This is a genomic window from Sphingomonas sp. (genome assembly GCF_019635515.1).
Taxonomy (GTDB): Bacteria; Pseudomonadota; Alphaproteobacteria; order Sphingomonadales; family Sphingomonadaceae; genus Sphingomonas.
On the sequence record NZ_JAHBZI010000001.1, the window covers coordinates 1006003 to 1028786 of the forward strand.

A 22784-nucleotide genomic window follows, 5' to 3' on the forward strand; every position below is an offset into this window, starting at 1 on the left:
TCTGCTTAACAATATTTCGGATGAATCTGCGAGACGCCCGCCCGCAGAAGTGCGGGCAAGGCGTTCCGACTTTCATCTGCTGGAAAACACATGCATCTCGTCGTGTGCGGTTTCGACTGTAAAAAACTCGCCGTTCATTTCAGCGTCACGGGCCATTGCTTTCCAATCAATGTAGTAGCGCAGTGCCTCGGGGATCGTGACGCCGCTTTCAGCGGTCAAGTCCTCCATGAAGTCGGCAAGGCTAGCGAACTGGCCGTGATAGCAGTCCCGCAAGGCGGTTTCGGCTTGGTCCATGTCACCGTCGCACTGATCCAGCAGGCCAGCACCTAGCGCGCCATGCTCGGCGATGAAAGCGCCCATACGTGCCACGGTGTCGATGCCGGCATATTCTTTGATGGTCACGCCCTCGAAGCCTTCATAGTCGTGAATGGCGTATTCCTCCGCGTGCTCGATGGGGGACCGTGCGAGCATGGCCGCAATCTCGTCCCTGATTGCGTCTGCGTCCTGATCCGCGTCGATCCAAGCCCCATGCAGATAGCCGTTGTTGTAGGCGGCAAGGCAGGCGACATAGATGTGGGGATTGCTGTCGGAAAGGTTGGTCATGTCTCTGATCCTCGGGTTTGGGGTTCAGAGCAGCGAAGCGCTGCTCCTGAACCCTTGCCCGGCGGCGAGCCAAGGGTAGCAAGGCGCAGGAAAAGCCTCTGGCACCGTGGAATAAATGGAGGGGACCCGCTTGCGGGGAGAGGGCCGTTTATGCCGCGAAAGGCCGGAGAGTTTTCTTGCGCCGCGCGAGGGCAACGCCCTTAGCAACCTATGTAAGAGAACCAGCGGCAACCGTCGGCCCGGAGGCGACTGCGCGTCATGATGTATGGGTTCAATCATGTGGTTGAATGCCCCCGACATGGCTCTCAACGGTGCGGTCCGGCACCTTTCTCATTGACCCAAACCCGTGCCTATGATCTTCTTTTGTTCACATTTTCGTTCCGTCTGAAACGGGTCGATTCGCGCCAACGTAATTGGGCACGGAGGCATTAGTCCTTTATCTGCTCGAATGAACGATAAGGAACGTGATGACCAATATTGATCTCGCCACCATGCTACGGGAACCATCGTTTCCCGGCCTGTGTCCCGTTACCGATGCAGTGGATTCGATGGCAAATGCGGGCATCGAGGAACGTGGCGCGATCTTCACGCGACGCGAGGTTGTCGAATTCATTCTCGACCTTGCTGGCTATGACGCCGCCTCTCCACTGCACACGCGCCGCCTTCTCGAACCGTCCTTTGGACATGGCGATTTCTTGCTACCTGCAATTGATCGTTTGCTGGTCGCATGGAAGCGCAGCGGGGTCGGATCAGACGCTCTCCTAGACGCCATCCGGGGCGTGGAGCTTCACCGTGCGTCATTCAACCGGACCCATGCTCTCGTGGTTCAGAAGCTTCGCGTCGCTGGCATCGGGTTGCGGGATGCAGAAAGCCTTGCCGATCGGTGGTTGATGCAAGGCGATTTCTTGCTCGTCCCTCTGCCGGGCAAGTTCGATGTCGTCATCGGAAACCCGCCCTATGTGCGACAGGAGCTAATCCCGAATGCGCTCATGGTCGAATATCGCAGCCGCTACCGGACCATCTATGACCGCGCCGACATCTATATCCCGTTCATCGAACGGTCGCTGAGTCTGCTGGCAAAAAACGGGCAGCTCGGTTTTATCTGTGCGGATCGTTGGATGAAGAATCGCTACGGTGGGCCGTTGCGCGCGATGGTCGCGGATGGTTTCCACTTGAGCGTTTATGTGGACATGGTGGACACTCCGGCCTTCCATCAGGAGGTTGTTGCCTATCCGGCCATCACCATCATCGGGTGTGAGAAATCTGGCCTGACTCGCGTTGCCCTTCAGCCTGAGATTTCTGATAGCGCCCTCTCGCAGCTTGCCGCTACGCTCCGATCCCCAGAAACACCTCTTTTGGCTTCTGGTGTGAGAGAGATTCAGGCCGTCACCTCCGGCGCAGAACCGTGGATTTTGGACTCATCCGATCAACTCTCGCTTGTGCGTAGACTCGAGTCTGAATTCCCATTGATTGAGGATGCCGGATGCAAGATTGGCATCGGTGTGGCGACCGGAGCCGACAAGGCGTTCATCGGAAACTTCGACGCGCTTGATGTGGAGGAGAACCGGAAACTTCCGCTCGTGATGACCCGCGATATCATGGATGGCAGCGTCAAATGGCGCGGACTTGGCGTGGTCAATCCGTTCGGTGACGATGGCAAACTGGTGAAGCTCGACCAATTCCCGAAGTTGAAACGCTATCTTGAAGAGCGCCGTGGGCTAATCGCCGGGCGGCATGTTGCGCAGAAGGCCCCGGCCAATTGGTATCGTACCATCGACCGGATTTATCCCGAGCTGGCGGATGAGCCGAAGCTGCTGATCCCGGATATTAAGGGCGCAGCGCATATTGTTTACGAGGAAGGTCGCCTCTATCCCCATCACAACCTGTATTTCATCACGTCCGACACATGGGAGATGCACGCGCTACAAGCGGTTCTACTTTCGGGCATAGCAAGGTTGTTTGTAGCAACGTACTCGACGCGGATGCGAGGCGGCTATCTTCGCTTTCAGGCACAATATCTGCGACGCATTCGTTTGCCGGACTGGAAAGGCGTGACGCCGAAGATGCGCCAAGCTCTTAAGAAAGCCGCCGAAGCGAGTGATGTTGAGGCATGCAACAACCTGACGTTTGATCTATACGGCTTGTCAACTCAGGAGAGGGCCACGCTTGGGGGAGCGGAAAAGTAATGGGATTGGATTTAGCGGATTACGAGGCGAAAGCCCGAGATGCAGCGATGGCATTTTGGGGAAATCGCCAAAAAGCCCTTCAAGCAAAAGTTGAGGCTGGAAAGACAGACACAGGTGAACGCGGCGCTGTGACCGCTGGCAATACAATGGATGGGTTCACGGCGCTGATGATCGACCTCGTTGAGGCGAATGGTCTAGGACACGCAGAAATCTACCGGCACCGAAAAGTGCTGACTTTGCCGGGATTTTTCCGCCCGACCAAACTCTGGGATATTCTCGTCATCCTTGATGGCAGACTGATTGCTGCTGTCGAAATGAAGAGCCATGTTGGCCCGTCATTCGGAAACAACGCGAACAACCGTGCCGAAGAAGCCATCGGCACGGCGCACGATTTCTGGACGGCGTATCGTGAAGGCGCATTCGGCGCTGATGCAGCCCGACCCTTTGTCGGCTGGCTGGTGATGGTGGAAGATGCTGATAAGTCACGGCGTCCATCCAAGCGGGAAGCCTCGCTACACTTCCCGATTTTTGAGGATTTCAAGGGGGCGTCATATCTCGAGCGCTACGACATCCTTTGCAAGAAGCTCGTCCTTGAAAACCTCTATACAGCCGCCTGCGTCCTTGCCTCGCCGCGTTCCGCCGAAACAACGGGCGACTATTCAGATATGTCGGACCTAACGAGTTTGAAGTCCTTCGTTGCAGCATTCGCCGCGCACATCGCAGCCGAAGCTGCCCGGTCTCAGTAACCGGAGGGGAACATGAATCTCGACGACAAGCATGTTTATCGTGTCGGGAGCCATTCCGAATCTTGGAATGACCTCCCCGCAGGCGATGACGAACTCGACAAATTTATCGCTACGGCGCGCAAGCGGATCGAGCCGTGGCTGTCCGCCGTGTTTCAGGCTGAGCATCTTAATCTGCTTATCGGGAGCGGCTTCACAACCGCAGTAGGATATATGGCCGGGGCCGCTGCAACGGGCATGGGCAAGGTTGTGTTCGGTAGTGAATTTGACGCGGAGATCGACAATTATGCCGCGAGTGAAGCCGCGCTCATGGGGCGCGGCACGGCCAATATTGAGGATCAGTTCCGCGCGGCCCTCTCAGTCTATGAAGGACTGAGGATCATCGATGCGGCGAAAGCGTCCGCCCTCAAAGACGCAATGGATCGGCAACTCCGGGATTTCCTTGAGTCACTTCTCAAAACTGAAGCGGGGCTAATCGGTGGCGATCCGGAAAAACGGGTTGTCGCCGAAGGTGCGGTGCAATCGTTCCTCCTCAGCTTTGCCAGCCGCGCGGCTTCGCGGGAGCGGCTTCATGTCTTTACGACGAACTACGACCGTTTGATTGAGCATGGCTGCGATCTCGCCGGGCTTCGTATCATCGACCGTTTCGTTGGGGCGCTCACGCCAGTTTTCCGGTCAGCCCGTGTCGAGGTTGACGTACATTATAACCCGCCAGGTATTCGCGGAGAGCCCCGCTTCATGGAAGGCGTCATCCGACTGACGAAACTTCACGGCTCCCTCGACTGGCTGTTCAGCAAAGCAGACCGGAAGATTTCGCGGAAGGGCATACCCTTCGGTGCGCCAACCGATCACACTGACCTGCCTAAAAATCCCGTCGATACGGTAATGATCTATCCGAACCCGGCAAAGGATGTCGAAACCACCCAGTACCCCTATGCCGAGCTATTCCGCGATTTTGCCGCCGCCACGTGCAGGCCCAATGCAGTCGTCGTGACCTACGGCTATGGCTTTGGCGACGATCATATCAACCGTGTGCTGCTCGACATGCTGACGATCCCGTCAACGCATCTAGTCGTGTTTGCTTACTCAGCGGATGACCGATTGAAAGGCTTTCTCGCGCGGACTCGGGATGCACAGGTATCGCTGCTGATCGGCTCTCACTTCGGCGACCTTACTACGTTGATCGAGAATTATCTCCCGAAGCCAACGCTAGACTATATTACCGGGCGTATGACCGAACTTATGAAGCACCGTCCGCCGGAACATACGCAAGCGCCGGACCCTGCTCTCCCGGTTGCGGATGACTTCGACGAAGTATTGGGCGGTGGAACAACGGCATGACTACACCCATCGAGTCCATTGCTGGCTTGGTGATCGGCGCGGTTGAGTCCGTTTCTCCCGATGAAATCCGCATCCTGCTCGATCTGGATGCACCGCAGGCAACTGCGCTCAACACGGGGACGCCTGCCGCCTTTCCCCGACTTAACGGTTATGTCCTCGTACCCAATGAGGCAGGGGCGACAGTTGCCTATATATCATGGATCGGGATCGAACGGTCGCCCTATCCCAAGCGGTCGGGCCTGAAAGATTTCGGCCTGATCGACCTCCCGTTTCCACTGCGAAAGATGTGCGTCTCTCCTGTCGGTACGCTGACCTCTCGCCGGGATCGCGCGTCGAAACAGACAGTTTATGAACTGTCGCGCGGTGTCGCCGCGTTTCCCTCGGTGGGCGACCAAGTACTCATGCCGACGCCTGAACAGGTCGAAGCTATTGTTGGCGCGAAAGAGTCGGATCGGCGTGTCCGCATCGGAACCTCGGCCCTTGCGTCGAGCGCCGAGATTAAGGTTGATCCCGACAAGCTGTTCGGCAGGCATCTCGCCGTGCTTGGCAACACGGGTAGCGGCAAATCCTGTACGGTTGCTGGGCTGATCCGCTGGTCGCTCGACGCCGGAGCAAAAGCGATGCGTGATGCGGGCCGAAAAGGCCATCCGAACGCGCGCTTCATCGTTCTCGATCCTAATGGCGAATATGCAAAAGCCTTTACGGATCAAGGAGATCAACTCCGTCTGTTCCGCGTCCCTCCCGTTGTTGGAGTTGAAAAGGAGTTGGATGTCCCGGCATGGCTTTGGAGCGGTCATGAATGGACCGCTGTTGCTCACGCAGCGCCGGGTACGCAGCGCCCGCTTCTGCTCCGTGGTATACGCGAGCTGAAATCAAACCAGACGGAGGAGCTTCCCCGTGAGGTTCAGGTACGACGCTACGTCCATTCATACTTGATCCAAATCCGCGACATGCTCGGTCGGGGTGTCGGTGCGTTTACGGGAAACAAGAAATACGAGTGCCGCGACCTGCTTCAGAATATTTCTTCGGACTGCGAGGCATTCCAGCCATCTGTCGAAGAACCTTGGAGTAGCGTGTTGGGTGCAATCGTTCAGGAGGCTTCGGCCCTTATCGCTGCACGGCGCTCAGGTCCGCAACTTCAATATGTAACGGATTTCAGCATAGTCGACATTGAAGCCATCAGAGACAGACTGACGGCTTACATGGATAGCGTTGACGACGATGCCGTCGCTACCTCGATCAGTGAGGACGCACCCATCCCGTTTGATGTGAACCTTTTGGCAGACCATCTTGACCGCATAGCTGCTGGACAAGGTAATTTGGCCGGGTTCATCAGCACACTTGGACTTCGTATTCGTAGCATGCTCGCGGATCAGCGGCTTGGAAACGTTATTGGAAAGACACCACCAACCAGCTTCGAGGAGTGGCTTAAGAGTTACATCGGCGACGACGGCGCAAGCAATGGCCCATTAGCGATCATTGATCTTTCCTTGGTTCCATCCGAGGTTGTTCACGTTGTTGTTGCCGTGCTGGCGCGGGTAATTTTTGAATCCTTGCAACGCTATCGGCGGCTTCATGCAGAGGGGCTATCCCTACCCACGGTACTCGTTCTGGAAGAAGCCCACACTTTTATTCGGCGGGGCAAAGACGATGAAGGTCCAGCGTCCAGCCCTAGCCAACTCTGCCGAGAAACCTTCGAGCGCATTGCCCGCGAGGGACGCAAATTCGGTTTAGGTTTGGTGCTGTCTTCGCAGCGCCCATCAGAGCTGTCGCCGACCGTGCTGGCTCAGTGCAACACCTTCATTCTTCATCGTATCGTCAACGATTCCGACCAGAACCTCGTCGCACGTCTCGTGCCTGACAATGTGGGAGGGTTGTTGCGCGACCTACCCAGCCTGCCATCAAGGCAGGCGATCCTATTGGGGTGGGCGACGCCTATTCCCGTACTGGTCGAGATCGACGAACTGGTAAAGGAGCATCAGCCTCAATCTGCCGACCCTGATTTTTGGGATGTCTGGACAGGAGCTAACGAAAGGCCCATTAATTGGGGCGAAGTAGCCATGCAATGGTCGGTTTCATCTCCGTCAGCCGTTGCAAAAGCGGAAGAGGCGGACGGTGCTGGTGTCCCGGTCGTCCCTGATCCACCGGCGGGTTTGGCCGATCCGTTTGGGTTAGACGATGATATTCCATTTTAAGACGGCCGAACGCTGTACGTGCCCATCGGAACCGTTGTCGCGAGTATTGGATAGGTTGGAGCGGCCGACTTTGCGGATGGCCAACCAAGCATCGTGACGGTACAATCCTGTTTCATCGAGCACATTCACCGAGTCGATGCCAAACTTCCGGCAGTTGCCGTCTCCAGCGATAGATGGCGAAATGTCGAGCTTCATCGCCAGCCCAAAAAGCTCAATAAATTCAAGATCGAACTTTCCTGACGGTAAGCTTGACGGTATCTTCACATGCGAAAAAATATTTTCGCATTATTTTTCAATGCACTAGGTTATCTCAAAATAATCGAGTGGGAATAGGCTGGCTGCTGAGGAACATGACGATGAACAAGATGATCCTGCTCGGTGCCACGACGCTGCTCGCCGCGCTCGCCGGCTGCAAGAGTGAGACCACCACCAACGCCAGCACGATCGTGGCCAACGAAGCCGCCGATTTGACCGCACCGGCTCCGGCGGCGGCCGGCGCCAATGTCACCGCCGAGATCAACCCGGCCACGCCGGCGCTCAACCTCGCGCCCGACGAGCTGACCCTCATTCTCGATAATGGCAGCGCCCGCCATGTCACTTTCGGCATGGGCAAGGAAACCGCGACGACGATGGTCTCGTCCGCGCTCGGCAATCCGATCGAGCAGGAGGCCAATCAGGATTGCGGCGCCGGCAAGCTCGATTACGCCGCATTCCGGGAAGGGCTCTCGCTCTATTTCCAGGACGGCAAGTTCGTCGGCTGGGATCTCGACGGGCGCGAAAACGGCAAGTTCCAGACCGCCAACGGCATCGGCATCGGCATGACCCGCAAGGCGCTGGAGGCCGCCGCCGGCAAGGTAACGGTCGAGGAATCGACGATCGGACAGGAGTTCATGATCGGCGAGATGTCCGGGCTGCTCAGTTCGGCCGCGGCCGACGGCAAGGTCACCAACCTCTGGGCCGGCGCGACCTGCATCGCACGGTGATAGAGACTGCAAGTCTGGAGGATCGGGAGGCCGTGGTCGCGCTGTGGCGTGACTGCGGCCTAACCCGCCCGTGGAATGATCCGGACGCGGATTTCGCGCTGGCGCTGGCCAATGACGCCAGCGTTGTGCTTGTCGTGCGCGAGGGGGACGGTATCGCCGGCAGCGTCATGGCCGGTTTCGACGGGCACCGCGGCTGGGTCTATTATCTGGCGGTGGCACCGGGTCATCGGCGCGGCGGGCGGGGCAGGACGCTGATGGCCGCCGCCGAAGCCTGGTTGCGCGAGCGCCGCGCACCCAAGATCCAGCTTATGGTACGCGGCGGCAACGCGGAGGCGCTCTGCTTCTACGAGGCGCTTGGCCTCGAGCGGCAGGATGTCGTAACGCTGGGGCGCTTCCTGAAGGACCCCGAATGAGCGTCACCATCTACGGCATCAAGAACTGCGACACGATGAAGAAGGCCCGCGCCTGGCTGGCCGAAAACGGGATCGCCGCGAATTTCCACGACTATAAGGTCTCGGGCATCGATGCCGCGCGGCTCGCGCACTGGGTCGACAGCGCCGGCTGGGAAAGGATCCTCAATCGCGCCGGCACCACCTTCCGCAAGCTGCCCGACGACGCCAAGACCGGTCTCGATGCCGCCAGGGCGATGGCGCTGATGCTGGAACAGCCGTCGATGATCAAACGCCCGGTGGTGGAATATCCCGGCGGGCTGCTGATCGGCTTCAAGCCCGATGAATACGCCCGAACCCTTCTCTAGCGCCGGGATTTCGGATATGTTTCCGTAACAAGTCGCGAATTTCGGGGGAATGGCGATGACTGTTGCGAAGCGGCCCGGCTGGTTCATCATTCTCGTCAGCGTGCTGATCGTCTGGGGGCTCGCGGGCTGCGCGGCATTCTACGCGCATGTCGCCTATGGCCCGGCCATCGATCCGCATGCCACCGATTGGGACCGCGCCTATTTCGCCGCGCTGCCGGGCTGGTTCACCTGGGACTATGCCGCCGCGGTCGGGGCCGGGCTGCTCGGCTCGATCGCCCTGCTCGCGCGTTCGAAGGTGGCGGGCCCGCTCTACATTCTGTCGCTGGTCGCGGTGGTGATCCAGTTCGGCTATGTCTTCTTCGCGACCGACATGCTCGCGCACAAGGGCGCGGCGATGACCGTGCCGTTCCCGCTCTTCATCATCGCCATGGCGGTTCTGCAGGTCTGGCTGGCCGGCTACGCCCGCGATCGCAACTGGGTCAGCTGACGCGGCTCAGAAGCCGTTGGCGAACTTGCCGCGCACCCAGGCTTCGACATCGCCGGTAACGACCGGCGAGAAATAGTCGCCGCGCCCGCAAACGGTGTTGAGCATGGTCAGCAGCACCGATTGGGGCTTGGCGATCATGATATCCCCCGGGCCGTCTTCATGCCCCAGGAACTTGCTGCCGACATAGAAGTCGCTGTTGCGCATGCTTGAGGAATAATCGCTGCAATCGGCGTCGCGCCACAGCATGGATCGGGTGAAGTCGCGCGTCGCGGTGACCTCCTGATAGATGGTCATCTGGCGAAAGCTGACCTTGGTGCCGTCGCGCTTGATCGAATCGATATCGACGAAATAGGCCAGTTGCGGCGCGCTGTTCGAATAGGCGGCAAGGCGCCACGCTTCGGCCGATGCGGTGTGCGGAACCAGAAACGCCACAAGAGCGAGAAGCGAAGCGCGCATGAAAATCCCCCGTTGTTGCGTGAAAGCTAGCGTTTATCCCAAACCACGCAAGACGGTACCGCTCACTCCTCCCATTGGAACACCTCCTCCAGCGGCTTGCCGAACACCCGCGCGATCCGGAACGCGGCCTCCAGCGTTGGCGAATATTTGCCGGCCTCGATCGCCGCGATCGTCTGGCGGGTCATGCCGATCTTCTCGCCGAGCTCGGCCTGGGTCATCTCCCCGGCCAGGAAGCGCAGCGTCCGGACCTGATTGGCGATGTGCGATTTAGCCATGCCAGCCGCGCCGATAGCTTAGGATGACGATGCCCTGATCGACCAGCTCGGCGATCACGATCGCCAGCAGCGTGGTGTTGACGATCTTCCACGGCGTCTCGCTGAACGGCATCATCACCCCGGTCAGGATCGTGCCGCCGAGCAGCACCAGATACGCGATGCTCCGCCCGCGCCGCGCGATCGCCCGGTCGCGTTCGTCGGGCGGGGCGCGCCCTTCGGCGCCCGCCTGAACCTTGATCGCGAACCCGATGCCGCCATAGAGCAGCGCATGCATCGGCGCGGCGATGCCGAACAGCCACAGCATGTCGATCAATCGCGGTGCGGGTGGATGCGTGGCGATGGCGATGAAATACACCGAATAGACCAATGCCATCACGGCGAAATTGAGCGCGGCGAGCTTTTCGCGATAGGCCATGTCAGCCCTCCATCCGGAAGCGGATCAGCTGAGTCACCGAATTGGCGACCTCCGCGATCACCAATGCGGCGAGCAGCGTGTTGCCGGTCAGCACCGGCGCCATGCCGTGCGGGAAGGCCGGGGTCCATTCGGCGGCGATGCGCAGCAGCACCGGCCCGGTGATCATCAGCATCACCACGATCAGGCTGAGGGTGACATAGGCCGAGCGATAGCCGAGCAGGGCGATCGCCTTTTCGCGGTCGTCGGCGGGGCTCTGCGCATCGCGCCCGGACATCAGCGCCAGCACCACCGCCAGCACGATATGGACGATGACGAGCAGGACGATGGCGAGGATGAAGTCCCCCGTCTCCATCGCCTGGTCGAAACGCCCGGCGCGAACCGCGCCGGCGAAGCCCCAGAAATACCAGCCCCATATCGCCAGCGTGCTGGCCAGTGACGCCCAGAGCATCTTCTCGCGGAAAGCCAAAGCTCCCTCCCATGTTTGTGATTCGCTACATCATGTAAAAAATATCTTACATAGAGTCAAATAAGGCAAACATGATTGCCGCCGTTGCTTCCCACGCTTCCGCGCCCTCGCTAGGAAGCGCGCCATGTCCCACATGACTCTCGATACCGCGACGAGCCGCGCGAACCCGACGCCGGCGCCGATGAAGCGGCTGACCATTCCCGCGATCCGCAACCGTAAGGGCAAGGATCCGATCGTGATGCTGACCGCCTACACGACGCGGTTCGCGCAATTGCTCGATCCGCATTGCGACGTGCTGCTGGTCGGCGACAGCCTGGGGCAGGTGATCTACGGTTTGCCGTCGACGCTGCCGGTGACGCTCGAGATGATGATCGCCCATGGCGCGGCGGTGGTGCGCGGCAGCTATCATGCGGTGGTGATCGTCGACATGCCGTTCGGCAGCTATGAGGCGAGCCCCGAACAGGCCTTTGCCTCGGCGTCGCGGGTGCTCGCCGAGACCGGCGCGGCCGGGGTCAAGATGGAAGGCGGCGAGACGCTGGCGCCGACGGTCGAGTTCATCACCCGGCGCGGCATCCCGGTGATGGGGCATGTCGGCCTGACCCCGCAAGCGGTCAACGCGCTCGGCGGCTATGGCGCGCGCGGGCGCAGCAATGCCGAGCATGCCCAGATTCTCGACGATGCCCGCGCCATCGCCGAGGCCGGCGCGTTCGGTGTCGTCGCCGAGGGCGTGGTCGAGACCCTCGCCAACGAAATCACCGCCGCAGTCTCGGTTCCGGTGATCGGCATCGGCGCCTCGGCCCAGTGCGATGGCCAGGTTCTCGTCACCGAGGACATGCTCGGCATGTTCGAGCGGACGCCGCGTTTCGTGAAGAAGTTCGACGACCTGGCTGGCCGCATTTCCGCCGCGGTTGAGACCTATGCCGCCGAGGTTCGCTCGCGGGCTTTCCCGGGTGCCGAACAGGTCTATGCGCCGCGGGATTGAACGGCTAACCAGACGAACTTTCCCAAGGCACGGATCGAGGTCCGCGCGCTACGAGACCGATGGAGTAGATTTTGGCGCTTCCCCCCTCCGGCACGACAGACGATGGCTTCCTGCGCGAAGTCGATGAGGAGTATCGCCGCGACCGGCTGCTCAGCATCTGGCGCGATTATGGCCGCTGGATCATCGGCGGCGTCATCGCCGCGCTCGCCGCGCTCGCCTTGTACCTCTATCTCGGCCACCGCGCTTCCAGCGCCGCCGGCACGCAGGGCGAGCAGTTTGACGCGGCGCTGCGTCTCGCTGAGGAAAACCAGCCCGACAAGGCGATCCCCGAGTTCGACAAGATCGCCAGGCAGAGCGGCAAGGGCTATGCCGGCCTCGCGCTGATTACTGAGGGCAATCTGCTGCTCCAGAAGGGCGACACCAAGGGCGCGACCGCCAAGTTCGCCGAAGTCGCCGGCGACGCCAGCTATCCGCAGCCCTATCGCGATCTCGCCTTGCTGCGCCAGACCTCCAACGAATATGACACGCTCAAGCCCGAGCAGGTGATCGAGCGGCTCAAGGGCCTCGCCATATCCACCTCGCCCTGGTTCGGCACCGCCGGCGAGATGGTCGCCGCATCCTATCTGAAGCAGGGCAAGCGCGCCGAAGCGGGCAAGCTCTATGGCCAGATCGCCCAGGGCGGCGAGAATGTGCCGGAGAGCATTCGCCAGCGCGCGGTCACGCTGGCCGGCGTCCTCGGCGTCGACGCCATCGATCAATCCACGGGAAATACCACGCGATGAATAACAAGGTGAGGATTGCCGCGGCGCTCGGGGCGCTCGCGCTGGTCAGCGGGTGCAATGTGTTCAAGGGCGGCGGCAAGAAGACGCCCGTGCTCGGCGAGCGCGTGCCGATCCTGCTGTCGGAAAACGATATCACCGCCGATCGCTCGCTCTCGGGCGTCGATGTGCTGGTGCCGGAAGCCGTCACCAATGAAAGCTGGAATCAGCCGGGTGGCAATGCCTCCAAGTCGATGGGGCATCTGACGCTTGGGCAGAACCTCAACCGCGCCTGGTCCAGGTCGATCGCCAAGACCTCGAAGAGCGCGCGCCTTGCCGCCTCGCCGGTGGTCGCGGACGGCAAGCTGTTCGTGATCGACACCGCCGGTATCGTCCACGCACTGGCCGCCGATACCGGTGCCGAGCTGTGGGCCGCCAACACCGTCAAGGAAGACGGCAACAAGGCCGCGCGCTTCGGTGGCGGAGCCAGCGTCGATGGCGAGCATGTCTTCGCCGCCAACGGCCTTGGCGATCTTGTCGCGCTCAACGTCGCCGATGGCACCGAAGTCTGGCGGAAGCGTCCGGGCGGCCCGCTTCGCGGCGCACCGACCGTGGCCAATGGCAATGTCTATGTGATCACGCAGGACAACCAGCTTTTCGCCTTGTCCCAGAGCGCGGGCGAGGTCGTCTGGACCGCCTCGGCCAGCCTCGAGTCCCAGGGCGTGTTCGGCGTCGCCGCCCCGGCTTCGGCCAACGGCACTGTGGTTGCCGGCTTCTCGTCGGGCGAGCTCAATTCCTATCGCTACGAAAACGGCCGCTCGCTCTGGGCGGAAGTCCTTTCGCGCAGCTCGATCTCGACCTCGGTGTCGTCGCTATCCGATATCGATGCCGAGCCGGTGATCGATCAGGGCCGGGTTTACGCCGTTGGCCAGGGCGGGCGCATGGTCGCGATCGATCTCTCCAGCGGGCAGCGCATGTGGGAACAGAATATCGCCGGCCTGTCGACGCCATGGGCGGCGGGCGAATGGCTGTTCGTCGTCACCGACGATTCCCGCCTGCTGGCGATTGCGCGTGGCAGCGGCAAGATCCGCTGGATGGCGCAGCTCACCCATTATCGCAATGAGAAGAAGCTCAAGGGCGAGTATAGCTGGGTCGGCCCGGTGCTGGCCGGCGGACGCCTGCTCCTCGCCAATTCGCAAGGCCAGTTGGTTTCGGTCAATCCGGCCGATGGCAGCGTGATCTCGACGCTGGACGTGAAGGCGCCGGTGTCGCTTCAGCCGATCGTTGCCAACAACATGCTCTATATCCTCGACGACAAGGGTAATCTGAGCGCGTATAGGTAACGCGCGGATTTGTTTATATCGCCCTCACGGCGCAAGGCCGGGGCGGCGAAGAGTTTGGAACGGGCGGGGCGCGATGCTCCGCCCGTTTCTTTTATTCCCATGAATTGAGTCTATAGCCGTCCCATGCCCCAGCCCGTCGTCGCCATTATCGGCCGTCCCAATGTCGGCAAATCGACGCTGTTCAACCGGCTGGTCGGCAAGCGCCTGGCGCTGGTCGACGATCAGCCGGGTGTGACGCGCGACCGCCGCGAAGGCGATGCGTCACTGCTGGGGCTCGATTTTCGCATCATCGATACCGCCGGCTATGAAGACGACGATGTCGCCACCCTGCCGGGCCGGATGCGTGCGCAGACCGAAGCGGCGGTGCGCGATTCGGACGTGTCGCTGTTCCTGATCGACGCCCGGGTCGGCGTGACGCCGCTCGACGAGGAAATCGCCCGCTGGCTGCGCGGGACCAATCGCCCGGTGGTGTTGATGGCCAACAAGGCGGAAGGAAAGGCGGGCGAGGCGGGCATCTTCGAAGCCATGGCGCTGGGGCTCGGCGACCCGATCGCCTTCTCGGCCGAGCATGGCGAAGGCGTCGCCGATCTGTTCGAGGCGCTGCGGCCGCATATCGAGCGTGAAGACGACGAGCCGGAGGACGACGCCGATGAGGCCGATGCCATCCTCAAGATCGCCATTGTCGGCCGCCCCAATGCGGGCAAATCGACGCTGGTCAATCGCCTGCTCGGCGAGGACCGGCTGATCACCGGCCCTGAGGCGGGGATCACCCGCGATTCGATCTCGGTCGATTGGGAATGGACCGATTTCGAGGATCAGCCGCGCAAGGTCCGCCTGATCGACACCGCCGGCCTTCGCAAAAAGGCTCGCGTCGAGGAGAAGCTCGAAAAGCTCTCGGTGATGGATACGCTGCGCTCGATCGACTTCGCCGAAGTCGTCGTGCTGCTGCTCGACGCCACCCGCGGGCTCGAAGTGCAGGATCTCAAGATCGCCGATCGCGTCCTTCAGGAGGGCCGCGCGCTGATCATCGCGCTCAACAAATGGGACGTCGCCGAAAACGCTTCCAGCCTGTTCAACGGCGTCAAAGGCGCGCTCGAAGAGGGGCTGTCACAGGCCAAGGGCATTCCGGTGCTCACCGTCTCGGCGGTGACCGGCAAGGGCCTCGACATGCTGATGAAGGTCGCGTTCGAAACGCGCGAAGCCTGGTCGCGCCGCGTCTCGACCGGCCAGCTCAACCGCTGGTTCGAGCGCGCCATCGAAGCGAATCCGCCGCCGGCGCCCGGCGGCAAGCGGATCAAGCCGCGCTACGTCACCCAGAACAAGACCCGCCCGCCCAGCTTCGTTTTGTTCGGTACCCGCGTCGATCTGCTGCCGACCAGCTATCAGCGTTACCTGATCAACGGGCTGCGCAAGGAATTCGATTTCGGCGCGGTGCCGGTGCGCCTGAGTCTCCGCGCGCCCAAGAACCCGTTCGATCACAGTAAGGATTAGCGTTCCGCTGCAGGATCTTAATCCTTGCCTACGCGCAAATACCCATATCGGTAAAATCAACCTGCTGTTTACTTCCACCTCATAATAATGACGCCGTACCTCCTGGAGTGCGGAGTTGGGGTAGATGCGATGATCGGCGGCGATCCTCTGGTGAACTGGGCCAGCTTTGGCCAGGCGCGTAGCGAGTTGGGCGCGAATTTCGTGCGTATTCTCGGCTATTTTCGCGAGGACGGCGTCAAGTCGGTCTCGCAGATCGAGGACGCGATGCGCGGCCAAAGCGCCGCCGCGATGGTGATTCCCGCGCACACGCTGAAGGGTGAGGCACGTCAGTTCGGCGCCGATGTGCTTGCGGACATGGCTGAGGAAATCGAGACGATCGCGCGCCTGTGTGTCGAACGCCACGATACGCCGACCAATGCGCTCGAGCAGGTCGTCAAGCTGCGTCCGCTGTTCGAATCGACGCTGGAGATGCTCGAACGCGAAGCCAATCCGCTGGTCGCGCGCCGCCCCGCCTTCGGCCGCCGCAGCCTCGCCGACTGACGCACTACCAGCCCGCCGCTAGCGCGCGCCGCGGCCCTTTCCCCGCACCGCGGCATTGGCGAGCAGTTCCGCCGCCGTCGCCTTGCGCGCCGGGGACGGCACGCCATCCGATCCCCGGACGAGGCGCCCGCGCAGATCGGGCAGCGCGAAATGCGTGTCGGTCACGCCAAACCTGTCGCCGAGCGTGGCGTGAAGCGCTTCATAGGTCCGGCTTTGCATCTGTCCTTCGGCGCGTTGCCAGTCGCGCGGTACTTCTTCGGATGCGGTCGCGACGATCTGGCCGATGAACGGCATGTGGTGCGCGATATCGCGGCCGCGTTCGAAATCGGGGAAGCTGCCGCCCGTGGCGATCAGATGATGCAGCGCCAGCGCCGCCGGGCGGTCCGCGCCGGCGGCGATCGTCTCGCCCGGCGTCAGTGGGACCGCGCCATCGCGGGCACCCGCTCCGGCAACCGCCTTGCCGCGCAGATCAGGCAACGCGAAGGTGGTTGCGCCGTCGCCGCCGAAACGCGCGCCGATCGCCGCGAACAATCGCGGCTCCGCAGCCACGTCAAGCATACGGCCATCGGCGATCAGCCAGCCCGGCGGGGCGAAATCGCCCGCGAACGGGATCAGCAGGCCCGGCTGGTCAAATCCCCATTGATCCGCGGGCAGCCGCGCGATCAGCCAGGTTACCGCGAGCGCGCCCGGTGGCGTGCCGACCGCACCGGCGCCGGTCGCGAAGCACCCGCGCAGGTCGGGGATGTTGATGTGATGGACGTCGCGCGCACCATAGCGCCCACCGATCGTGAGCTGGAGCGAGGCCCCGCGCCGATCGCGAATCTCGAATTCCTCGCCATCGGCGAGCGACCCCAGCACCCGGCGCACATCGCCCGCGAAGCTGTGGATCATCCCCAGCGTCGCGTCGGCGGTCTCGGCGGGCCGGAAGCTCTCGCTCCGGCTCGGGAACGCGCCGGCGTCGGCCATCATGTAGTGCAGGTCGAGCACCGGCAGCGCCGGATCGGTGCCCTTGTCGATATCAGGCATCATCCATCTCCAGCGCAATTTCCGCAGGAGACGAGGCTAATGTGCTGGCAAGGGGCTTACAATCGCGGGACGGACCGAAACGGCCGGAGCCCTATTCCCCGTCGGCTTCCGGCTTGGAATTGAGCTGGATGTAATTTTCCAGTCCCATCCGCTGGATCATCTCGAACTGGCGCTCGAGCGTGTCGACATGCTCTTCCTCGCTGTCGAGGATGCGGCGGAACAGGTCGCGGCTGACATAGTCGCGCACCTTCTCGCTATGCTCGATCGCATCCTTGAGCACCGCGATCGCCTCGATCTCCAGCGCCAGATCCGAACGCAGCGCTTCCTCGACCGTCTCGCCGATGCGCAGCCGCCCGAGCAGCTGGAAATTGGGCAGGCCGTCGAGGAACAGGATGCGCTCCGAGACCATGTCGGCGTGCTTCATCTCGTCGATCGACTCGTGGCGCTCGAACTCGGCGAGGCGCTTGACGCCCCAATGGTCGAACATGCGGTAATGCAGCCAATACTGGTTGATCGCCGTCAGTTCGTTCTTGAGCACCTCGTTGAGGTATTCGATAACCTTCGCGTCGCCCTTCATGTGCCCGTCCAATCGCTGAAATCCGGGCACGACAATACGCCCGCTTGGCAGCGTTGGACAGCTAAAAAATGGCGGATTTCTGCGGTTTTTCGCTGTTGCGACTGTTACGCAGCAGCACGCTCTTCAGCGATAATGGCTCGCGCGAACGGCACGCACTGGCCGCATTTTGGCTGCATGCCCAGCGCCCGATAGGCCTGGCAGGCGCTGACCGCGCCTTCGCGCGCCGCGGAGCGGACTTCGCGCTCCCGAATTGCATTGCAAACGCAGACGACCATGGAACCCTCACACTCGATATCCCGCATCTAGGGCTATTGAGAGTGATTCGCAAGGGTATTGCGACGCGTTCGCAAGTTCAGTCTTTGGCGGCTCCGAACATCGTCTGCGGCCTTCCGCGCGCGAGACTGCGCCATAGCCACTCGAATGGCCCGAATCGGAAATGGTCGAGCCAGGGCTTCGACCACAGCAGGATCAGCGCCCATATCGCCAGCACGACGAGATAGAGCTCGGCGCGGCCGAGATGGCCGAACCAGCCCAGTCCATAGCCGTAGAACAAGGTGGTGCAGATCAGGCTGGTGCCGAGATAGTTGCTGAACGCCATCCGTCCCGCCGCGGCGAGGCGCCCGGTCAGCCACCCGCCGGGCCGGGCGAGGAGGATGATCAGGCACATCCAGCCGAACACCATCACCGGCCGCACCGCGATGCTCAGCGCGAAGACCAGCGCGACCGCGAACAGGCTGAAATCGGCGTTGATCAGATACACCGCCAGCGCGGTATAGGCGGGGATCGAAATGGCGAAGGCGATCCACGCCCAGCGCCGGTAGCGCGCCGGCTCCCATTCGCCGCGCAACAGCCCCGATCGCAGCGACACCATGCCGAGCAGCATATAGGCCAGCGTCTCCCAGCTGAACAGGAAGGTCATCATGAAGGGTCCGCCCGGATACTCCTCGATCCGCGCCGCGAACACGCTGGCATAATCGCCGCGATAGGCGGTCAGCGCGTGCTGGATCACCGAAGGATCCGGTATCCCGAAGCCGTTGGTCAAATCCCGCAGCATCGCGGCATTGCCGGGCGCGGCCGGGTTGAGCTGCGCGAAATGCACCGTCACCGGCAGCATCATCACGAACAGCGACAGCGCGATCAGCAGCAGCACCAGCGCCAGCCCGACCTGCCGCGCCGGCGGCATCCGGTAGCAGAGATAGGCGACCATCCCGATCAGCGCATAGCCGTTGAGGATGTCGCCGAACCATAGCAGGTAGAAATGCGCCAGCCCGAATAGCAGCAGCCAGATCATCCGCGAGAAATGGACTCTGGCCGGGCTCTCGCCCTTGGCCTCGGCCCGCTCGATCACCAGCAACATCGAAGCGCCGAACAGGAACGAGAACAGCCCCCGCATCTTTCCGTCGAACAGGACGAAGTTGAACAGATAGACCGCGAGATCGAGCCCGTCCGCGCCGCCATAGGCGCGCGGATTGAAATAGGCGGTCTCGGGCATGCCGAAGCCGACGATGTTGAGCAGCAATATGCCCATCACCGCGACGCCGCGGACGACATCCAGTGACTGGAGGCGAGCGGCGCTCATCCGCGCCGCGCCGTCAGCGCGATCGGCCAGCCGACCAGCACGATGTGGCAGAACAGCTGCTTGGCGATGGCGATGGGATCATGCGGGATCGGCGCCCCGAAGCGGGTCGGCAGCACCAGGAAATACATCACCAGCCAGATGCCAATGCCATATAGCGCGCCCCAGATCAGCGGCTGGCGCTTGAGCGCCGCGAGCCGGTCGGCGGCGAGCACGAACACGGTGGCCATGATCGCCATCAGCATGAAATGCGTCGCCAGACCGATCGCGGCCCCCGCCATCCCCATTTCCCTGGCGGCGGGGAATGGGCCTGATCCCACGCTGCGCAGCATGCCGCGCACGGTGCCGCCGGCGGATATCGAGAGTATCATCGCGGCCAGAATATCGAGTGTGCCCGCGATCCCGGTGGCGATCAGGATGCGCTTTGTCGCGGCCATATGGTCCCCCTCCCAATTATCCCGCCTGTCTACCGGTTTTCGCGGCGCGTCACCAGCTTGCGTCCCGCGACCGCGCAGAGCTTGATACCGATCGACGGCCTTTGCCTGACGGCATTTGCACGTGCGAGCTAGCCTCGCTTCTTGATATGCGCCATCATGCCTGCACGGAGTTGAACATGGGGAGAATCGCATGATCCTGAGCAGCCTGATCGCCCTTGCCTTGGCGCCCGCCCAGGCGACCTGCGTCCGCTCGCCGCAGGACGGCCATACCGGCGCGGCGCGGCTGTCCTGGTACATCAACGACGAGGCGGTCACGGTCGATCGCAAGAAGTTCGTGAAATACGGCTTGCCCCGCGTCCTGGAGCCGGGCGATGTCGATCTGCACGCGCCCTACGGGAACGGGTATTTCTACCGCGAGAAGGGCACGCACATGCCCGACCTGCTGTATCTGCTGATCGACCTGAAAGACTGCGAATTCCAGCCCTATCAGGTCGCGCAATGATCCTCATCGGGGCAGTGATCCTGCCCGCGGCGCTGCTGTCCGCTTCGCCGCAGGCGCAGCCATGCGGCTATGATCGCGCGCAGCACAAGATCACGGGGGGCCAGGCGACGCCGGACGCGCAGATGTCCGCCAAGCCCGCCTGGTTCGCCAGCGGCGAGGTGCGGCTGGGCGGCGTCACCTATACGAAGTTCGGCGCCCCCATGCAGATGTCTCCGTTCGAGACCGATGCCTTCCAGGCCGTCGATGAGAAGGGCGGCGTGCCGGTCTTCATGATGGTCGTCGACGGCGAACGCGACGACTCGGTCGTCTATGCGATGGTCAGTTCGGCGGAGTGCAGCTTCCAGCGCTTCGGCAAGCCCTGATCAGGCGAGCGCGGCGTCTTCCTCCATCAGCGCGGGGAAGAAGCCTTCGTGCGCCGCGCGGAGTTCGTCGAGGCTGACGCAGTGATCGCCTTGCTCGAGCTCGAAGATCAGCCGGTCCTTGATCGTGCGGCCGATCGGATCGGCGGCGAGGCCGGCCTTGTCGGCGGCGACGAGGAAGTCGGCCAGCGCCTCGTCCTTGACCGTGACGACGTACAGCCCCTGATCCTCGCCGAAGAACGATCCCGCCACGCCGAACGGCTGCGGTGCATCGATGATCGCGCCGATCCCCGACGCCAGCGCCATCTCGGCGATCGCGACCGCGAGACCGCCGTCGGACACGTCATGACAGGCGGTGATCGCGCCGGTGCAGATGCCCGAGCGCACGAACGCGCCGGTGCGGCGCTCGGCCATCAGATCGACCGGCGGGGGAGGGCCTTCCTCGCGGCCATGGATTTCGCGCAGCCAGATCGACTGACCGAGATGGCCGGAGCGCTCGCCCAGCGCGATGATGATGTCGCCGGTGCCCTTGAAGGCGATGGTGCAGCTCTTCGACCAGTCCTTGAGCAGCCCGACCCCGCCGATCGCGGGAGTGGGAAGGATCGCCGATCCGCCGCCGGTCGCCTTGCTTTCATTGTAGAGCGAGACGTTGCCCGAGACGATCGGGAAGTCGAGCGCGCGGCACGCCGCCGACATGCCTTCGAGGCAGCCGACGATCTGGCCCATAATTTCGGGGCGCTGCGGGTTGGCGAAGTTGAGGCAGTTGGTCACCGCCAGCGGTGTCGCGCCGACCGCGCACAGGTTGCGCCAGGCTTCGACGATCGCCTGCTTGCCGCCTTCGACCGGGTCGGCGAAGCAATAGCGCGGGGTGCAGTCGGTGGTGATCGCCAAGCCCTTCTGGGTGCCATGGACGCGGACCACCGCGGCGTCGCCACCGGGGCGCTGGACGGTATCGCCGCCGACCTGGCAATCATATTGCTCCCAGATCCAGCGGCGCGAGGCGATGTCGGGCGAGCCCATCAGCTTGAGCAGGTCCGCCGCCACGTCCGTGCTTTCGGGCACATCGGTCAACTCGGCCGGCCTGGGCGTCGGCACGTGCGGGCGGTCGTAGAGCGGCGCTTCGTCCGCCAGCGGCGCCAGCGGAATATCGGCGACGGTTTCGCCCTTCCACTTGAGCACCATATGCCCGGTGTCGGTAACCGTGCCGATCACCGCGAAGTCGAGCTCCCACTTCTTGAAGATCGCCTCGGCAAACGCCTCGCGGCCGGGCTTGAGGACCATGAGCATCCGCTCCTGGCTCTCGCTCAGCATCATCTCGTACGGCGTCATGCCGGTCTCGCGCTGAGGAACATCGTCCATGATCAGCTCGATGCCGACGCCGCCCTTGCTTGCCATCTCGACCGAGGATGAGGTCAGCCCCGCCGCGCCCATGTCCTGGATCGCGACGATCGCGTCGCTGGCCATCAGCTCCAGGCATGCTTCGATCAGCAATTTCTCGGTGAACGGATCGCCGACCTGCACCGTAGGCCGCTTCTCTTCCGAATCCTCGCCGAAATCCGCCGACGCCATCGTGGCGCCATGGATGCCGTCGCGCCCGGTCTTGGAGCCGACATAGACGATCGGATTGCCCACGCCCGAGGCCGCCGAATAGAAGATCTTGTCCTGATCGGCGACGCCCACGGTCATCGCGTTGACCAGGATGTTGCCGTCATAGGCGGGGTGGAAATTGACCTCGCCCCCCACGGTCGGCACGCCGACGCAATTGCCGTATCCGCCAATGCCGTGGACGACGCCCGCGATCAGGTGGCGCATCTTGGGATGATCGGGCCGCCCGAAACGCAGAGCGTTGAGGTTGGCGACGGGCCGCGCGCCCATCGTGAACACATCGCGGAGAATGCCGCCCACGCCCGTCGCCGCGCCCTGATAGGGCTCGATATACGAAGGGTGATTGTGGCTCTCCATCTTGAAGATCGCCGCCTGCCCGTCGCCGATGTCGATCACCCCGGCGTTCTCGCCTGGCCCGCAGATCACATGGGGGGCCTCGGTCGGCAGCTTTTTCAAATGGATACGCGAGCTTTTATAGCTGCAATGCTCGGACCACATCACGCTGAAGATGCCCAGCTCGGTCAGGTTCGGCGCACGCCCCATCGCGTGTAGGACGCGTTCATATTCCTGCGGGGACAGGCCGTGCTCGGCGACGATCTCGGGGGTGATTCCGCTCATGAGCGCAGCCCATAGCGGGGGCAACGCGGCGCGTCATCACCCGAGCGTGACTTGATGCGGCGA

General features: G+C 62.4%; 27 protein-coding genes. 15 read left to right on the forward strand and 12 right to left on the reverse strand.

From position 1 onward, the window contains the following. Positions 1-72: 72 nt before the first annotated feature. Positions 73-603 (reverse strand): antirestriction protein ArdA, encoded by a 531-nt coding sequence (locus KF730_RS05115; protein WP_294092671.1) that lies wholly within the window; start codon positions 601-603, stop codon positions 73-75. A gap of 467 nt (positions 604-1070) precedes the next feature. Between KF730_RS05115 and KF730_RS05120 the strand changes: the two genes are divergently transcribed. Genes KF730_RS05120 through KF730_RS05135 form a run of 4 tightly spaced genes read left to right on the forward strand, consistent with a single transcriptional unit; the run spans position 1071 to position 7068 of the window. After that, a complete protein-coding gene (locus KF730_RS05120) occupies positions 1071-2789 on the forward strand; it encodes an Eco57I restriction-modification methylase domain-containing protein (protein WP_294092672.1) in 1719 nt (572 codons plus the stop codon). After that, a complete protein-coding gene (locus KF730_RS05125; RefSeq protein ID WP_090844159.1) occupies positions 2789-3535 on the forward strand; it encodes a PaeR7I family type II restriction endonuclease in 747 nt (248 codons plus the stop codon). The genes KF730_RS05120 and KF730_RS05125 overlap by 1 nt, the downstream gene beginning before the upstream one ends. Before the next feature lie 12 nt (positions 3536-3547). After that, on the forward strand, positions 3548-4873 hold the full coding sequence (locus KF730_RS05130) for an SIR2 family protein (RefSeq protein ID WP_294092676.1): 1326 nt from the start codon (positions 3548-3550) through the stop codon (positions 4871-4873). Next, positions 4870-7068 (forward strand): ATP-binding protein, encoded by a 2199-nt coding sequence (locus tag KF730_RS05135; RefSeq protein WP_294092677.1) that lies wholly within the window; start codon positions 4870-4872, stop codon positions 7066-7068. The genes KF730_RS05130 and KF730_RS05135 overlap by 4 nt, the downstream gene beginning before the upstream one ends. On the opposite strand, the gene KF730_RS05140 is transcribed toward KF730_RS05135, so the two are convergent. Continuing rightward, positions 7045-7332 (reverse strand): hypothetical protein, encoded by a 288-nt coding sequence (locus tag KF730_RS05140; protein ID WP_294092679.1) that lies wholly within the window; start codon positions 7330-7332, stop codon positions 7045-7047. The genes KF730_RS05135 and KF730_RS05140 overlap by 24 nt on opposite strands. A gap of 92 nt (positions 7333-7424) precedes the next feature. Between KF730_RS05140 and KF730_RS05145 the strand changes: the two genes are divergently transcribed. Genes KF730_RS05145 through KF730_RS05160 form a run of 4 tightly spaced genes read left to right on the forward strand, consistent with a single transcriptional unit; the run spans position 7425 to position 9295 of the window. After that, positions 7425-8051: a hypothetical protein gene (locus KF730_RS05145; protein WP_294092681.1), complete on the forward strand. Its 627-nt coding sequence runs from the start codon at positions 7425-7427 to the stop codon at positions 8049-8051. Positions 8052-8083: 32 nt separating this feature from the next. After that, positions 8084-8464 (forward strand): GNAT family acetyltransferase, encoded by a 381-nt coding sequence (locus KF730_RS05150; protein ID WP_294092683.1) that lies wholly within the window; start codon positions 8084-8086, stop codon positions 8462-8464. After that, on the forward strand, positions 8461-8808 hold the full coding sequence (locus tag KF730_RS05155) for an ArsC family reductase (protein ID WP_294092684.1): 348 nt from the start codon (positions 8461-8463) through the stop codon (positions 8806-8808). Before KF730_RS05150 ends, KF730_RS05155 begins: the two co-directional genes overlap by 4 nt. Positions 8809-8863: 55 nt before the next feature. Beyond that, a complete protein-coding gene (locus KF730_RS05160; protein ID WP_294092685.1) occupies positions 8864-9295 on the forward strand; it encodes a hypothetical protein in 432 nt (143 codons plus the stop codon). 6 nt (positions 9296-9301) lie between these two features. Here KF730_RS05160 and KF730_RS05165 read toward each other — a convergent pair whose 3' ends face one another. From KF730_RS05165 to KF730_RS05180, 4 genes are all read right to left on the reverse strand, one after another. Then, positions 9302-9751, reverse strand: a complete 450-nt coding sequence (locus tag KF730_RS05165) for a surface-adhesin E family protein (protein ID WP_294092686.1) — start codon at positions 9749-9751, stop codon at positions 9302-9304. A gap of 62 nt (positions 9752-9813) precedes the next feature. Then, entirely contained in the window at positions 9814-10026 is a 213-nt protein-coding gene (locus KF730_RS05170) for a helix-turn-helix transcriptional regulator (RefSeq protein WP_294092687.1), read from the reverse strand. Continuing rightward, a complete protein-coding gene (locus tag KF730_RS05175) occupies positions 10019-10441 on the reverse strand; it encodes a hypothetical protein (protein ID WP_294092688.1) in 423 nt (140 codons plus the stop codon). The genes KF730_RS05170 and KF730_RS05175 overlap by 8 nt, the downstream gene beginning before the upstream one ends. Position 10442: 1 nt before the next feature. Next, positions 10443-10907, reverse strand: a complete 465-nt coding sequence (locus KF730_RS05180; protein WP_294092689.1) for a hypothetical protein — start codon at positions 10905-10907, stop codon at positions 10443-10445. Positions 10908-11031: 124 nt separating this feature from the next. Between KF730_RS05180 and panB the strand changes: the two genes are divergently transcribed. From panB to KF730_RS05205, 5 genes are all read left to right on the forward strand, one after another. Continuing rightward, positions 11032-11889, forward strand: a complete 858-nt coding sequence (gene panB, locus KF730_RS05185) for a 3-methyl-2-oxobutanoate hydroxymethyltransferase (RefSeq protein ID WP_294092690.1) — start codon at positions 11032-11034, stop codon at positions 11887-11889. A gap of 71 nt (positions 11890-11960) precedes the next feature. Then, the gene (locus KF730_RS05190; RefSeq protein WP_294092691.1) at positions 11961-12671 is read left to right on the forward strand and encodes a tetratricopeptide repeat protein; all 711 of its coding nucleotides are present in this window, start codon (positions 11961-11963) and stop codon (positions 12669-12671) included. Beyond that, positions 12668-13990: a PQQ-binding-like beta-propeller repeat protein gene (locus KF730_RS05195; RefSeq protein ID WP_294092692.1), complete on the forward strand. Its 1323-nt coding sequence runs from the start codon at positions 12668-12670 to the stop codon at positions 13988-13990. The genes KF730_RS05190 and KF730_RS05195 overlap by 4 nt, the downstream gene beginning before the upstream one ends. 123 nt (positions 13991-14113) lie before the next feature. Next, positions 14114-15481 carry a ribosome biogenesis GTPase Der gene (gene der / locus KF730_RS05200; protein ID WP_294092694.1) on the forward strand — a complete coding sequence of 456 codons (1368 nt, stop codon included), beginning with the start codon at positions 14114-14116 and terminating at the stop codon, positions 15479-15481. Positions 15482-15568: 87 nt separating this feature from the next. Then, complete coding sequence (locus KF730_RS05205; RefSeq protein WP_294092695.1) at positions 15569-16021, forward strand: Hpt domain-containing protein; 453 nt, start codon at positions 15569-15571, stop codon at positions 16019-16021. 18 nt (positions 16022-16039) lie between these two features. Here KF730_RS05205 and KF730_RS05210 read toward each other — a convergent pair whose 3' ends face one another. The 5 genes from KF730_RS05210 to KF730_RS05230 all read right to left on the reverse strand — a co-directional run bounded on the left by KF730_RS05210 (position 16040) and on the right by KF730_RS05230 (position 19637). After that, positions 16040-17047, reverse strand: a complete 1008-nt coding sequence (locus tag KF730_RS05210; protein ID WP_294092696.1) for a phage tail protein — start codon at positions 17045-17047, stop codon at positions 16040-16042. 91 nt (positions 17048-17138) lie between these two features. Beyond that, a complete protein-coding gene (bfr, locus tag KF730_RS05215) occupies positions 17139-17624 on the reverse strand; it encodes a bacterioferritin (RefSeq protein WP_294092698.1) in 486 nt (161 codons plus the stop codon). A 104-nt stretch (positions 17625-17728) separates the two neighbouring features. Next, complete coding sequence (locus tag KF730_RS05220; protein ID WP_294095732.1) at positions 17729-17899, reverse strand: (2Fe-2S)-binding protein; 171 nt, start codon at positions 17897-17899, stop codon at positions 17729-17731. A 77-nt stretch (positions 17900-17976) separates the two neighbouring features. Next, the gene (locus KF730_RS05225) at positions 17977-19203 is read right to left on the reverse strand and encodes a DUF418 domain-containing protein (protein WP_294092700.1); all 1227 of its coding nucleotides are present in this window, start codon (positions 19201-19203) and stop codon (positions 17977-17979) included. Continuing rightward, positions 19200-19637 carry a hypothetical protein gene (locus KF730_RS05230; protein WP_294092702.1) on the reverse strand — a complete coding sequence of 146 codons (438 nt, stop codon included), beginning with the start codon at positions 19635-19637 and terminating at the stop codon, positions 19200-19202. The genes KF730_RS05225 and KF730_RS05230 overlap by 4 nt, the downstream gene beginning before the upstream one ends. Before the next feature lie 190 nt (positions 19638-19827). On the opposite strand from KF730_RS05230, the gene KF730_RS05235 reads away from it, so the two are divergent. Together KF730_RS05235 and KF730_RS05240 are read left to right on the forward strand one after the other, a co-directional pair. After that, positions 19828-20139 carry a hypothetical protein gene (locus tag KF730_RS05235; protein WP_294092703.1) on the forward strand — a complete coding sequence of 104 codons (312 nt, stop codon included), beginning with the start codon at positions 19828-19830 and terminating at the stop codon, positions 20137-20139. Further along, entirely contained in the window at positions 20136-20501 is a 366-nt protein-coding gene (locus tag KF730_RS05240; protein ID WP_294092704.1) for a hypothetical protein, read from the forward strand. The genes KF730_RS05235 and KF730_RS05240 overlap by 4 nt, the downstream gene beginning before the upstream one ends. On the opposite strand, the gene purL is transcribed toward KF730_RS05240, so the two are convergent. After that, entirely contained in the window at positions 20502-22721 is a 2220-nt protein-coding gene (gene purL / locus KF730_RS05245) for a phosphoribosylformylglycinamidine synthase subunit PurL (protein ID WP_294092705.1), read from the reverse strand. Positions 22722-22784: the final 63 nt, after the last annotated feature.

Bases quoted from the DNA above. Each gene is read 5' to 3' on its own strand.
- KF730_RS05115 (WP_294092671.1), bottom strand. From the start codon at position 603: ATGACCAACCTTTCCGACAGCAATCCCCACATCTATGTCGCCTGCCTT.
- KF730_RS05120 (WP_294092672.1), top strand. From the start codon at position 1,071: ATGACCAATATTGATCTCGCCACCATGCTACGGGAACCATCGTTTCCC.
- KF730_RS05125 (WP_090844159.1), top strand. From the start codon at position 2,789: ATGGGATTGGATTTAGCGGATTACGAGGCGAAAGCCCGAGATGCAGCG.
- KF730_RS05130 (WP_294092676.1), top strand. From the start codon at position 3,548: ATGAATCTCGACGACAAGCATGTTTATCGTGTCGGGAGCCATTCCGAA.
- KF730_RS05135 (WP_294092677.1), top strand. From the start codon at position 4,870: ATGACTACACCCATCGAGTCCATTGCTGGCTTGGTGATCGGCGCGGTT.
- KF730_RS05145 (WP_294092681.1), top strand. From the start codon at position 7,425: ATGAACAAGATGATCCTGCTCGGTGCCACGACGCTGCTCGCCGCGCTC.
- KF730_RS05155 (WP_294092684.1), top strand. From the start codon at position 8,461: ATGAGCGTCACCATCTACGGCATCAAGAACTGCGACACGATGAAGAAG.
- KF730_RS05160 (WP_294092685.1), top strand. From the start codon at position 8,864: ATGACTGTTGCGAAGCGGCCCGGCTGGTTCATCATTCTCGTCAGCGTG.
- KF730_RS05165 (WP_294092686.1), bottom strand. From the start codon at position 9,751: ATGCGCGCTTCGCTTCTCGCTCTTGTGGCGTTTCTGGTTCCGCACACC.
- KF730_RS05170 (WP_294092687.1), bottom strand. From the start codon at position 10,026: ATGGCTAAATCGCACATCGCCAATCAGGTCCGGACGCTGCGCTTCCTG.
- KF730_RS05175 (WP_294092688.1), bottom strand. From the start codon at position 10,441: ATGGCCTATCGCGAAAAGCTCGCCGCGCTCAATTTCGCCGTGATGGCA.
- panB (WP_294092690.1), top strand. From the start codon at position 11,032: ATGTCCCACATGACTCTCGATACCGCGACGAGCCGCGCGAACCCGACG.
- KF730_RS05195 (WP_294092692.1), top strand. From the start codon at position 12,668: ATGAATAACAAGGTGAGGATTGCCGCGGCGCTCGGGGCGCTCGCGCTG.
- der (WP_294092694.1), top strand. From the start codon at position 14,114: ATGCCCCAGCCCGTCGTCGCCATTATCGGCCGTCCCAATGTCGGCAAA.
- KF730_RS05205 (WP_294092695.1), top strand. From the start codon at position 15,569: ATGACGCCGTACCTCCTGGAGTGCGGAGTTGGGGTAGATGCGATGATC.
- KF730_RS05210 (WP_294092696.1), bottom strand. From the start codon at position 17,047: ATGCCTGATATCGACAAGGGCACCGATCCGGCGCTGCCGGTGCTCGAC.
- bfr (WP_294092698.1), bottom strand. From the start codon at position 17,624: ATGAAGGGCGACGCGAAGGTTATCGAATACCTCAACGAGGTGCTCAAG.
- KF730_RS05220 (WP_294095732.1), bottom strand. From the start codon at position 17,899: ATGGTCGTCTGCGTTTGCAATGCAATTCGGGAGCGCGAAGTCCGCTCC.
- KF730_RS05225 (WP_294092700.1), bottom strand. From the start codon at position 19,203: ATGAGCGCCGCTCGCCTCCAGTCACTGGATGTCGTCCGCGGCGTCGCG.
- KF730_RS05230 (WP_294092702.1), bottom strand. From the start codon at position 19,637: ATGGCCGCGACAAAGCGCATCCTGATCGCCACCGGGATCGCGGGCACA.
- KF730_RS05235 (WP_294092703.1), top strand. From the start codon at position 19,828: ATGATCCTGAGCAGCCTGATCGCCCTTGCCTTGGCGCCCGCCCAGGCG.
- KF730_RS05240 (WP_294092704.1), top strand. From the start codon at position 20,136: ATGATCCTCATCGGGGCAGTGATCCTGCCCGCGGCGCTGCTGTCCGCT.
- purL (WP_294092705.1), bottom strand. From the start codon at position 22,721: ATGAGCGGAATCACCCCCGAGATCGTCGCCGAGCACGGCCTGTCCCCG.